Raw genomic sequence first — 11722 nt, forward strand, 5'->3', positions numbered from 1 at the left:
GCGCTGGCATCCCGGACCCTGGCTTCGCGGCTTACGACCCTGACAACCTCCTGCGGGGCGTGCAAGGGCTTGGCAAGAACCGTACAAGGCCCTCCGTCCGCCTGTGCTGTATCACTGGGTCATGGATGCCGACGAACCGCACCGGGCGCGGACTGACTGGACGCGGGTCGACGGGGCGAAGGCGTTGCTGGAGCCTGCGGAAAACGTTCCTATGGATCAGGACGCATCCGTCGAGAATGCAGAGGTGGGACGCCAGGGACGCTGGGCATTTCAAATGCATACTCCCGGGCCGAACCCATTCTACGTCTGAGGAGCCGCAATGACCGGGACTGGTGCCGGCCATCTCTGGAGAAAGAACACTCTGCGTTCGACCACTCCACGGCAGGTCCAGTTAGGTCCCATCCCGGTCGACCACCATATCGAGACGCTCCCCAAAGCCGCTCGCGATCTGGTGGCGAAGCAGCTGCCTCGATGGGGACTGACCGCTCTGGTCGAAGACGCTCAGACCGTGGCCAGTGAGCTGGTCACCAACGCTGTCAAATGCATCCCTTGCGGGACTATCGGTTTTACATTGAAGTACAACGGCGATGCGCTGTGTGTCGAGGTCGAAGACGACTCTCCTGCTGAGCCTGTACTGCGGCAGGCGAGCAGTGAAGAGGAAGGTGGGCGGGGACTGCAGTTGGTGAAGTACCTCTCCGACAAGTGGGGGTTTCGCAAGAACCCCCACGGCACCAAAACGACGTGGTGCTCGTTCCGCACGAGCTCCGCAGCCGACAGCGACCGCAACTGATCTGTGGCAGCCGCCGTTTGGGGGTGCGGGGCTTCCAACACCGCTCCAGAGGTGGCTGCTCAGGTCCTTGTGTGATGGGTCCTTGGGCGGCGATGCGAGACGAGGACACCGATGCCCGTGCCGAGGCAGCCCTTGTCCGCCGGGCGATGTCCCCAGCAGTCGCCGACCTGGAAGATCCCTGTGAGAGACAGAACCGTCCCACCAGGGGCTTCACTCGGTCCGTGCTTCGTGACGCCGCGACCTTCCCGGAGCCCGCGTCAGTCGAGGAGACGAGTGAATGGCTCGTCATCGACGAGTCGATTCGGCTCCCTTCGCCGGGCATACCGCCGCGGTGACCACGTTCTTCGCCGCTTCGAATGAACAACCGCAGGGGGCCGGACAAGGCCTCTCCCCCTCGTTGGCCGCCGGGTGAGTCCGGGAGTGGAATTTCGTAACCCGCCTACACGAAAGCGTAATATGCCATACGCGCCCATTGCCCAGGTTGCGTTAAGTAGGGAACGTGTAAGAGCCGGGGCGTGGTCCGCCGGCTGTAATTATCTTGATGCGCTCGGTGAGATCGCCCGAAGCATTCCAGGGATTTTCTCGGAACGGAGGGGGTGTGACTCCCTCGCACGTATGATGAATCCGGTCCACATAGCGTCGAAGTATATGCTGCATTCACGCAAAAGCGTGTGCAGTAAGTTGTATTCCCTTCAATTACTGCATCTTGCAAACTTCTTGGGGGAGGGAATGCAGAACCGTTTTCCTGCCCGGTGTGGCCTTCCACAACGACCGCGCGGGAGGCGGGGTGCAGGCAGCAAGGAACAGGTGAGGCCACGTGGAGTTCTGCTTACTGGGTCCCTTGGAAGTCTTTCGTGACGGCGCACTGGTGCCGGTGAGAGGGATCACCAAACGTGCGACGCTTGCGTATCTGCTCATCCACGCCAATCGCGTCGTGGCGACGAGTGGGCTGCTCGACGCGTTGTGGCCGGGCGGCACCCCCCTGACGGCACGGAAGATGCTCCAGAACGCCGTTTCGGACCTGCGCCGGGTGTTGTCCGCCGACACCTGTGCCGCTGACCGGGCCATGCTGCTGACCCATACTCCCGGGTATCTGCTCCGGGTCGACGCCGACTGCGTCGACCTGTTCCGCTACCGGCATCTAGTCGATCAGGGGCGAGCCGACCTGACTGCCGGGGGGTATGAGTCGGCGGCCCGCGTGCTGCGGGAGGCGCTGGCGCTGTGGCGGGGCCCGGCACTGGCCGACCTGGTCGAGAACGGGGTCGCCTGGCCGGAACTGGCCGCCTTGGAGAATGCGCGGCTGGACGCTCTGGAGGACTGCATCGAGGCCGAGTTGGGGTCCGGACGCCACAGCGAAGTGCTCGGTGAACTGGAGGCGCTCGTCGCCACGGAGCCGTCCAGGGAGCGGCTGTGCGGCCAGCTCATGCTGGCGCTGTACCGCTGCGGCCGGCAGACCGACGCGCTCGCGGCCTACCGCAGCGCCCGGACCCAGCTCGTCGAGCGCTACGGCCTCGAACCTGGCCCTGAATTGCGGAGGTTGGAGCAGGCGATCCTGTGTCACGCCCCGGAGCTGGATGCCCCGACGCGGTCGGCGCCCTCTGGAACCGCAGATGGCGCGCCGGACACGGCCGAGGTGCGGCCCGCCGCGATCGCGGGCCCCGTCACGGTGACCGGAGGGGGCGGCGAGCCGGCGGTGCACCGCGGACCAGAGCGCAAACAGATCAGCGCCGTGCTGGTGTGGGCCCGTTCGAGTACCGGGGACGACAGGCAGGACCCGGCGGGCGTCGACGACGTCCTGAGGCAGGTGGAGTCGGCTGTCCGCGAGGAGTGTGAGCGTTTCGGCGGATCTGTCGGGAGCACCCTGGGGTCGGTCTTCTCGGCGCTGTTCGGAGTGGCCGACACCAGTGAGGACCATGCGGTACGGGCGGTGCAGGCAGGGTTGGCGATCCGCGACCGGCTCGGTGCCCGCGACTCCGGAGCCGCGACCGGCCGTCCTGGAACTGTCGGGCGCGCACATGTCGCGGTGGTCACCGGCGACGCCTTCATACGGGTGCAGCCCGAGGACGCGACCGCCCCGCCCACGGTGACCGGTGGAGTGCTGGACCGATGTCTCCGGCTGCTCGCACTGGTGCCTCCAGGAGAGGTGCGGGTCTGTGAGGCCACCCGGCGGGCGAGCGAGATCGGCATCGCCTACCGGGTCGGCCCGGAGCCACCCAGGGGATGGGAAGCGCTGCAGGCCCGGCGGGCGGAGCGGGTCAAGGGCGGTAGCCCTGAGGACAAGCCACCCGGGGAGCGGAGAGTAGCCCGAGAGCGGAGCGAGCGCCTCGCTGCTCCTTCCGTTGCTGAGAACGACGAGCTGACCCGCCCGGTGCCCGAGGACCCACCCGCCCCACGGCCGGCCTGGCACCGCGGGTCTGGACAGGCCTGGGCGGGTCCCTGCCCGCCCCCTTTTTCCGGCCCGGCCGCGGGCGGGGACCATGCGCACCGATGATCGCGCGATCGCTCAGCGATCCCCAGTGGGAAGGCTGGGGGGAGACAGTTGCTGGCGATCACATCGCTCCGTCTCCTCCGCTGTCTGCTCGATCCGTGTCATCGCAATCCGCAGCAGGGGTGGTGCCATGACCGAGGTGGCGATCGCGACCAGCACGATCACCGTGTAGGTCGCGGTATTCAGCACGCCAAGCCGCAGGCCGATCATGGCGACGATCACCTCGACGACGCCGCGGGCATTCATTCCGGCCCCGAGGGCGAGCGCCTCCCAGTTGCCCAGTCCGCTGGTACGCGCCCCGACGTAGGCCCCGGCGAACTTGCCAACCACCGCGACGAGGAGGACGACCGCCGCGGTGGCGAGGACCGCTGGTCGGCCCAGCGCGGTGAGATCCATCCGCAGGCCCGCCGTGGCGAAGAACAGCGGGGCGAAGACGACCAGGGTGACGGTGCGCAGCGGCGCCAGCCGGGCCGGGTCCGGCCTGCCGTACTTGCCGATCAGAACCCCACAGACAAATGCCCCGAAGGCCGCTTCCAGATGGAGCGCTTGGGTCCCCGCCGCACTGAGCAGGATCAGCGTCATGGCCGTGGCGATGGTGGGCGTCACGTCGGCTGCTCCGTTGGTCAACCGGAAGAGAGGCCGGATAAGGCCCCGCCCGGCCACGGCCGCGAGGAGGAGCACGCCGGCCAGCGAGATCAGCGCGGACAGCACCGCTCCGCCGGTTAATCCCGTGGTGGCCATGGCCGAGATCAACGACAGCATCATCCAGCCGAAGGCGTCGTCGACCATGCCCGCGGTCAGCGTAAGTTGGCCGATGTCGCGGTGCATCAGGTTCATGTCCATGAGGGTTTTGGCGATGACCGGGATGGCGCTGACGCACATGGCGACCCCGAGGAAGAGAGCGACCACGGTCCGGTCCGCGCCGTCCGGGGTGAGCGAGCTGGGTAGCCAGTAGCCGGTCGCCGTGCCGAGGGCCAGGGGGATGATCAGCCCGAAACCGCTGACCCTGGCCGCGGTCGGCCCTTGGCGGCGCACCAGAGCGGCATCGAGGTGAACCCCGGTGAGACCCACCAGAAGCAGCACACCAATCTGCCCGACCGCGTCCAGTAGGTGCATCTGCTCCGGTTCCGTGGGGAACAGCCACCACGACACTTCGGGCAGCGTGAGCTGCAGCAGCGTCGGACCGAGCACGATGCCCACGCACAACTCGCCGACGACGGAAGGCATGGCGCACTTCATGGCGAGCCTTCCCATCGCGTGGGCCAGGGCCAGGAGCAGGCCGACCTGGAGCAGGAATATCAACGACTGGGTGGCCGGCAGGGGTTCCACAGGCGTCTGGGCGAACATGGTGACAGCCTCCGAAGGACGGGGTTTCACGGGGCGGCGACGGGTCGGCCAGTGACCGGCTGCCTCCTTACTTGACGACCACTCAGCGCAGACGCTTCTCGACCGCAGGCAGCGCTTCGGGGGGCAACAGGCCGGCGCCGGCGGCGAGGTGCGCGGCGCGCACGGCCAGGGCGCGATAGGTCGGCAGCAGCTCGGGGGCCTGCCGGCCCAGCACGTCGAGGTGCCGGCCGATCGTGCGTACGTCTCCTCGGGCGACCGGTCCGGTCAGGGCCGCGGCGCCATGCTGTAGCGCGTTGGACAGCGAGGCGCGCAGCAGGGGGTCGATCAGTCGTTCCGCCGAGTCGATCCCGGCACCGCGCAGCAGGTTCACGCAGTCGCTGACCAGCGCAAGGAGGTGGTTGGCGCCGTGCGCGAGGGCCGCGTGGTACAGGGGCCGCGCCGTCTCCGGAATCCGCACCGGCTCGGAGCCCAACTGCCGTACGAGGTCCTCACCGATGCGGGCCGTGGCGTCGTCGGCCGCCGTGACCCCGAACGCGCATGACGTCAGCCGTTCCAGGTCCTCGGCGCCGCCGGTGAACGTCATCGCGGGGTGCAGGGCCACCGGCAGGGCGCCCGACGCGGCGGCGGGTTCGAGCACGCCGACGCCGTGCACGCCCGACGTGTGCAGCACGATCTGGCCGGTGCGCAGTGAACCGTTGCCTGCCAGGTCACCGACGACCTCGGCGAGCACGTCGTCCGGCACGGCCAGCAGCAACAGGTCGCAGCGCCTGGCCACGCCGTCGGAGTCCGCCCGCGCGACGCCGGGCAGCAACTGGTCGGCTCGGCGCCGGGAGTTCGGGCCGGCGGCGCGCACAGCCGAGACCGGGTGTCCCCCGCGCGCGAGGGCCGCGCCGAGGACGGCGCCGACGCGTCCGGCGGAAACGATGCCGGCCCGAAGCCGCTGGAGCTCCGCTGCTGGTATGACCTCCATGGCCTCAGATCACCGTCCGCGCGCGTGCCGTGGCTCAGGCGGATATGCGGCGGCCGGAACGGACGCGATCGCCCTGCCGGGCGCTCCCGTCGCGCCCTCGACCTTGAGTGGCAGAAAACAGAACCACGCGCCCCGCGGCGGGAGGCGGTCCAGCCCGGTCAGGCACTCGATGAACACGGCCCCGCGGCCGAGGCCGGCCACGTGGACCGCTTGCCCGAGGTCGCCGTGGGCGGGCCCGATGGACGGCGCGTCGGTGCCGATGCAACGCACCCCCCGCTCGAGCAGCAGTTCCACCGTCGCCACATCCGGCGCCGGCCAGGCCGGTCGGCTGCCCCTGACGGCATCCCCCAGGTAGGCCTCACCGGCCTGCCCCCGCTGGTAGTGACGGTCCCAGCCGGTGTGCAGCAGGATGATGTCGGCGCTGCCGAGTCGTCCGTGCGCGTCCTCCCAGGACTCGATCGAGGCGGGCGTGACCAGCGGGCTGACCCCGGCCTCCGTCCCCTCCGGGAGGTCGGTCAGGTCGATGACGGCCGCGGGACCGATCGTCTGGCTGAGCGGTATGCCGTCGGCGGAGACGGCGGCGGCGGGCCCGCTGTGGGCGAGGCCCGATCCCGGTGGTGGGATGAAGTGGCTCGGCGCGTCGACGTGGGTACCGGTGTGCTCGTCGATGGCCATCCAGCGGGTCGCGTACGGGCCGGTCCGGTTGCGCACCGTCGCGGCCGGATCGCGCTGGTCCCGGAACCAGTTCCACGTCTTGTGCTGGAACGGCTGGTGCGTCGGCCAGTAACAGGGCAGGTCCTCGGCGATGAGCAGGGTGAGATCGACGAACTCGTGCGTGTGCCCGCCGAACGGGGAACCGGCGGGCACACGCGACCCCTCGAGGGCCGTGCCCCCGTCCTCACGAACCGGATTCATAGCTGCTCATCACCCTCTCGGGGAACAGGCCCAACGCCGTTGCCTTGTTGATCGCCTGGATCCGGGAGGCGACGCCGAGCTTGGTGTAGATGTTGGTGAGATGCCTTTTGACGGTGCCGCCTGAGATGTAGAGGTTCGCGGCGATCTGGGCGCTGGTCATCCCCTGGGCGACCAGTGCGATGATCTCCAGCTCTCGCCTGGAGAGCAGGCCGTCGACTGGCCGGTGCAGGTTGTTGAGGGCCCGCGGAGTCCCGGAGAAGAGCACGTTCTCCCGGCCGTTTCCCACCGCACGGATCACCGAGAGCATCTCCACCCTGGTGGCGTTCTTGAGTACGTAGGCGCGGGCGCCCGCGGTGGCCACCCGCGTGACCAGCCGCGGCTCCTCCTTCTCGGTGAAGACGATCGCCCTGGAGGCGGGTGCGGCACGGCCGAGGGCGCGCAGGATCCACGCCGGGTCCGGCTGCGGGACGGAGACGTCCACCACGACGACGTCCGGCTTTTCCTGGGCCGCCGCCACGACGGCGGACTCGGCGGTGTCGGTCTGCCCGACGACGACGAGGTCGTCCTCGGCGGAGCAGATCTCGGCCAGCCCCTCCCGGAACAGCGCGTGATGGTCGACGAGAAGTAGCGTGAGGGGCCGTTGCGTTTGTTCTTCGCTCATACTTGCTCCGCTTGACCGTGGTTGCTCTGCTTGACGTCACGCGATCCTGTGCAGCCAGCCGTACGTGTCCGGAACCAGCCCGTTCTGCACCGCTGACAGCCGTGCTTCCAACTCACGGGTGACCGGCCCGGATCCGCCGTTACCGATCAGCCAGGAGCCCTTCGGCGAGCGCACCCGCCCGATCGGACTGATCCGCGCGGCAGTGCCGCACGCGAAGGTCTCCGTGATCCGCCCGTCGCGAGCTCCATCGCGCCAGTCGGTGAACGAGACCGGCCGCTGGACGGCCGGCAAGCCCAGGTCGCCGGCCAGGGTCATCAGGCAGTCCCGCGTCACGCCCGCCAGCAGGGTGCCGGTGAGCGGCGGGGTCACGAGCCGGGCCTGCGACTCCCGCCCGAACACGAAGAAGAGGTTCATCGCGCTCATCTCCTCGACCCAGCTGCGGCTGGCCGAGTCGAGCCAGACCACCTGGTCGCAGCCGTTCTCCTCGGCCTCGGCTTGAGCGCGGTACGCTGCGGCGTAGTTGCCCGCGTACTTGGCCGCTCCGGTGCCGCCGGTCGCCGCCCGCGAGTACCCCTCGCTCACCCACACGGACAGGGCACCGGTGTCGTTGCCGAGCAGCGCCTCCGCGACGCAGGCGATGAGCAGGAACCGGTACGTCCGTGCGGGCCGAAGCCCGATGAACGGCTCGGTCGCGAACATGACCGGCCGCAGGTACAGCGTGATGCCGAGATCCTCGGGGATCCAGGGCTCGTCGCATCGGACCAATTCCTCCACGGCGGCGACGAAGAGGTCCTCGGGCAGTTCGGGCATCATCAGCCGGCGCGCGGATTCCCGGAAGCGGCGGGCGTGTGCGTCCGGCCGGAAGGCATGCACACCGCCGTCCCTCGCCCGGAACACGCGAAGCCCTTCGAAGATGCTCTGTGCGTAGTGGAGCGCGGCCGTTGCGGGATCGAACGGCACCGGACCGTAGGGCATTACCTGCTCGTCCCGCCATCGGCCGTCCGCGTACTGGATCGAGACCATGTGTTCCGTGAAGACGGAGCCGAAGCCCGGTCGGGACATGCGGGCGCGGCGTTGTTTCGCAGTCATCGCGGGCGTGGTCCTGGTGATCTCGAACAACGACTTACGTCGATTGCGTGTCGGCCCGCGTGCGACGGAATCCAGGTTCATCCGCTGACTCATTTCCGCTGGGAAGTCGAATTCCGAGGGCAGGGGCCGGCCGAGTGTGGACTGCACGGCCCTCTTCCGATCGAAGCAGAGCAGCGCGGCCTGCGGTATGGCGTAATTGGCCGGTCGTTATCACGCGACTGGGATTCCGGCCTTCGAGCCGCCCGGTCCACCGCGCGGCACAGGATACGAGCTGTGCCAATACGTGATGTGGCTCGTTCGGCGGGGCCGCTACGCTCCCAGGCCCCGTGAATAACCGGTCCAGGAGAGGAATTCACTTTGACCGCCGATGCACAGCCCCATCATCCGGCCATCGACCTCACCGAAGTGCGAACGGAGTTGAACACCGCGCTGCTGTCCGACATCCTCGACGACCTCGGCCATACCAGGCAGTGTCTGGATGCCGGGATCGCACCGATCGCCCCGGACCAGGTGCTGGCCGGCTTCGCGTTTCCCGTGCTGATCCAACGGGTGTACGACCCTTCGGGCGCGCCGTACGAGGGCGTGATCACGGCCGTGGATGAGCTATCCGCCGACGACGTCGTGGTCATTCCGACCGGTCGTGCCACCGACTTCGCAGTATGGGGTGAGCTGTTGTCGGCTGCCGCGCACGCGCGCGGTGCGGCCGGTGTCCTCACCGACGGCCTGGTCCGGGATACGCGCGCCATCCGGGCGCTCGGGCTCCCTGTCCTGGCCGGCGGTGCCGGTCCGCGGGACTCCAAGGGCAGGCAGGAGACCGTGGCACACCGCGTAGCGGTGCGGATCGACGGCGTGCGCATCGAACCGGGTGACCTGGTCTTCGGCGACGCCGACGGCGCCGTGGTCATTCCATGCCGACTCGCCGAGAAAGTGGTGGCGGCGGCGCTCGACAAGGCGCGTGCCGAGCGCGGGTTGCTGCGAGCGCTGACATCCGGAACGCCGATGACGAAGGCCTTCAAGAATTTCGGGGTGCTGTAAGCGCCCTGCGCGCGCGATGTCGGCGCGGCGAATACGCCATACCGTCTGCGTAGGCCCTCTGCTTGACTCCACGTCAGCGGGACAAGGCCGCCGCAAGCATAAGGCGGCCGGTTCGTGGCCTGTCGCCACATCACGGACCGCTGCTCCGATGAAGCGCTGGAATTCACAACCGAAATGGAGCCCTATCATGACCAATTCTGCCGGAGCTTCCGCCGACGAGACGGTGGCGCCTTACGGCTCAGGCGGCCGCAGCGCCGCGCTGACCAAACAGGTCCGGATCCACCATCTCCGCGAGATGAAGGAGCGGAGCGAGCCCTGGCCCATGCTCACCACCTATGACATGTACTCGGCCGCGATTTTCGAAGAAGCCGGAATCCCGGTGCTGCTCGTCGGCGACTCCGCATCGAACAACGTGTACGGATACGAGACCTCCTTGCCCGTCACCGTCGACGAGCTGGTTCCCCTGGTACGCGCGGTGACCCGCTCGACGAAACGAGCCCTGGTGGTCGCGGATCTGCCGTTCGGCTCGTACCAGGTGTCGCCGGAGCAGGCGGTCAGGACATCGGTGCGATTCATGAAGGAAGGGCGGTCGCACGCGGTGAAACTGGAGGGCGGGCGGCGTTTTGCCCCACACGTCGAGGCCGTTGTCGCTGCGGGAGTACCGGTGATGGGTCATCTCGGCTTCACCCCGCAGAGCGAGCACAACCTGGGGGGCTACCGCATACAGGGCCGAGGATCGGCTGCAGCGGGTCTGGTCGAGGACGCGCTGGCGCTGCAGCAAGCGGGCGCCTTCGCGGTCGTGCTGGAGATGGTGCCGGCGGAAACCGCCAAACAGATCACACACGAGCTGTCGATTCCCACGGTCGGGATCGGTGCCGGGCCGGACTGCGATGCGCAGGTCCTGGTCTGGCAGGACATGACCGGCCTGCGCACCGGGCGCGTGCCGCGTTTCGTGAAGCGGTACGCAGACCTCGCGCACGTTCTCGGCACAGCGGCCGCGCAGTATGCCGGGGAAGTGCGCAGCAGGCAGTTCCCGGCCGCAGAACACTGCTTCCACTGAGAGCCAGGGGTCCCCGTATGAATTCCCGAGAAGTCGACCAGTTCCTGACCGAGAACGCGATCGACACCGTCGAACTGGCCATCGTGGACACGATGGGAGCGCTGCGCGGGAAGCGGCTTCCGGCTTCGGCGTTCCGGCGCGGGCACGAGCCCGAGGTGTGCCTTTCCGGGGCTGTGTTCTGCCTCGACTACTCCCTGGATCTGGTGCACGACGACACCTACAACTGGGTGACCGGTTACCCCGACGTGTTCCTGCGCGCCGATTTCTCCACGCTGCGGGTCGTGCCATGGCGCCCGGGCACTGCGCTGGTCTTCTGCGACGTCGTCGACGCGAACGGAGCGATGGTGCCGTTCCATCCGCGCTACGTTCTGCGGCAGGCGGAGGAGCAGTGCCTGGCCGACGGGCTGGTGCCGCGCGTCGGCTTGGAGACGGAGTTCTACCTGCTGGACCGGGACACCCTGCGGCCGCGCCGCGACCGGATCCCCGTCTACAGCCTGCATGACAACTCCTATCTCGATCCCGTGGTGACCGACGTCCGAGCGGCCCTGGAGACATCCGGGGTCGAGATCGAGGCGTTCGAGGCCGAGTACGGCCCGGGGCAGGTCGAGATCAACCTGAGGTACGCGGGCGCGGTCGCCGCGGCGGACAACCTGATGTTCTTCCGCTACGCGGCGAAGGAGATCGCGGCCCGGCACGGCTACCTGGCGACGTTCATGGCCAAGCCGCTCAGCGACGCGGCCGGCAGCGGCCTGCACGTGCACCAGAGCCTGTGGTCCGACGACACCGGCCAGAACGTGTTCTGGGACGCCGGCAAGGGGGAGTTGAGCGCTGCGGCGAAGGCGTACCTGGCCGGGCTGCTGTCTCACTGTGCCGAGACACACCTCGTGGCCGTGCCCACGCCCAACGGATACAAGAGGACCGTCGCCCATTCGTTCGCTCCCACCCATCTGACCTGGGGGATCGACAATCGCAGCGCGGCCGTACGCGCCTTGGTCCGCGACCGGGACGCCACCCGGCTCGAACAGCGGGTCGCGACGGCGGACGCCAACCCGTACCTGACCGTCGCGACGCAGCTCGTCGCCGGACTGACCGGCATGACCAAGCAACTCGAACTGGACCCTGCCGTCTGCTCCGACGCCAACGAGCCGTCGGGGGCGGATCCGCTGCCCGGCCATATCGAGGACGCGGTCGCGCGGCTGCGCGGAAGCGAGTTCGTGAGGTCGGTGCTGGGCCGGGAGCTGGTGGAAATCCTGTGCCGGCTCGGCATGGGGGAAACGGCGGCACAGAACCTCGAGGTCAGCGACTGGGAACGGTCGCGTTACCTCGAAGCGGTCTGAAGCCACCCATCGAATCGAATGAGTGATCTT

At 68.5% G+C, this 11722-nt stretch carries 11 protein-coding genes; 6 read left to right on the forward strand and 5 right to left on the reverse strand.

Annotation, left to right across the window (positions count from 1 at the left end; genetic code table 11):
• Positions 1 to 121: 121 nt before the first annotated feature.
• From ACTWQC_RS27485 to ACTWQC_RS27495, 3 genes are all read left to right on the forward strand, one after another.
• Complete coding sequence (locus ACTWQC_RS27485) at positions 122 to 310, forward strand: hypothetical protein (protein WP_443318502.1); 189 nt, start codon at positions 122 to 124, stop codon at positions 308 to 310.
• A 9-nt stretch (positions 311 to 319) separates the two neighbouring features.
• Complete coding sequence (locus tag ACTWQC_RS27490) at positions 320 to 790, forward strand: ATP-binding protein (RefSeq protein ID WP_443318503.1); 471 nt, start codon at positions 320 to 322, stop codon at positions 788 to 790.
• An 841-nt stretch (positions 791 to 1631) separates the two neighbouring features.
• Positions 1632 to 3281 (forward strand): BTAD domain-containing putative transcriptional regulator, encoded by a 1650-nt coding sequence (locus ACTWQC_RS27495; RefSeq protein WP_443318504.1) that lies wholly within the window; start codon positions 1632 to 1634, stop codon positions 3279 to 3281.
• A gap of 12 nt (positions 3282 to 3293) precedes the next feature.
• Here the strand turns inward: ACTWQC_RS27495 and ACTWQC_RS27500 are convergent, their stop codons facing one another.
• From ACTWQC_RS27500 to ACTWQC_RS27520, 5 genes are all read right to left on the reverse strand, one after another.
• The gene (locus ACTWQC_RS27500; protein ID WP_443318505.1) at positions 3294 to 4625 is read right to left on the reverse strand and encodes a cation:proton antiporter; all 1332 of its coding nucleotides are present in this window, start codon (positions 4623 to 4625) and stop codon (positions 3294 to 3296) included.
• 82 nt (positions 4626 to 4707) lie between these two features.
• Positions 4708 to 5595, reverse strand: coding sequence for a Rossmann-like and DUF2520 domain-containing protein (locus ACTWQC_RS27505; RefSeq protein WP_443318506.1), 888 nt, complete (start codon positions 5593 to 5595; stop codon positions 4708 to 4710).
• 9 nt (positions 5596 to 5604) lie between these two features.
• The gene (locus ACTWQC_RS27510) at positions 5605 to 6510 is read right to left on the reverse strand and encodes a cyclase family protein (RefSeq protein ID WP_443318507.1); all 906 of its coding nucleotides are present in this window, start codon (positions 6508 to 6510) and stop codon (positions 5605 to 5607) included.
• Complete coding sequence (locus ACTWQC_RS27515; protein WP_443318508.1) at positions 6494 to 7171, reverse strand: LuxR C-terminal-related transcriptional regulator; 678 nt, start codon at positions 7169 to 7171, stop codon at positions 6494 to 6496. Before ACTWQC_RS27515 ends, ACTWQC_RS27510 begins: the two co-directional genes overlap by 17 nt.
• 36 nt (positions 7172 to 7207) lie before the next feature.
• Complete coding sequence (locus tag ACTWQC_RS27520) at positions 7208 to 8260, reverse strand: branched-chain amino acid aminotransferase (protein WP_443318509.1); 1053 nt, start codon at positions 8258 to 8260, stop codon at positions 7208 to 7210.
• A gap of 357 nt (positions 8261 to 8617) precedes the next feature.
• Here ACTWQC_RS27520 and ACTWQC_RS27525 point away from each other — a divergent pair, with 357 nt between their 5' ends.
• The 3 genes from ACTWQC_RS27525 to ACTWQC_RS27535 all read left to right on the forward strand — a co-directional run bounded on the left by ACTWQC_RS27525 (position 8618) and on the right by ACTWQC_RS27535 (position 11692).
• The gene (locus ACTWQC_RS27525) at positions 8618 to 9295 is read left to right on the forward strand and encodes an RraA family protein (RefSeq protein ID WP_443318510.1); all 678 of its coding nucleotides are present in this window, start codon (positions 8618 to 8620) and stop codon (positions 9293 to 9295) included.
• A gap of 148 nt (positions 9296 to 9443) precedes the next feature.
• On the forward strand, positions 9444 to 10355 hold the full coding sequence (panB, locus tag ACTWQC_RS27530; RefSeq protein WP_443318511.1) for a 3-methyl-2-oxobutanoate hydroxymethyltransferase: 912 nt from the start codon (positions 9444 to 9446) through the stop codon (positions 10353 to 10355).
• A gap of 17 nt (positions 10356 to 10372) precedes the next feature.
• On the forward strand, positions 10373 to 11692 hold the full coding sequence (locus ACTWQC_RS27535) for a glutamine synthetase family protein (protein WP_443318512.1): 1320 nt from the start codon (positions 10373 to 10375) through the stop codon (positions 11690 to 11692).
• Positions 11693 to 11722 lie beyond the last annotated feature (30 nt).

This window comes from Streptomyces sp. 8N616 (assembly GCF_052246385.1).
Lineage (GTDB): Bacteria > Actinomycetota > Actinomycetes > Streptomycetales > Streptomycetaceae > Streptomyces.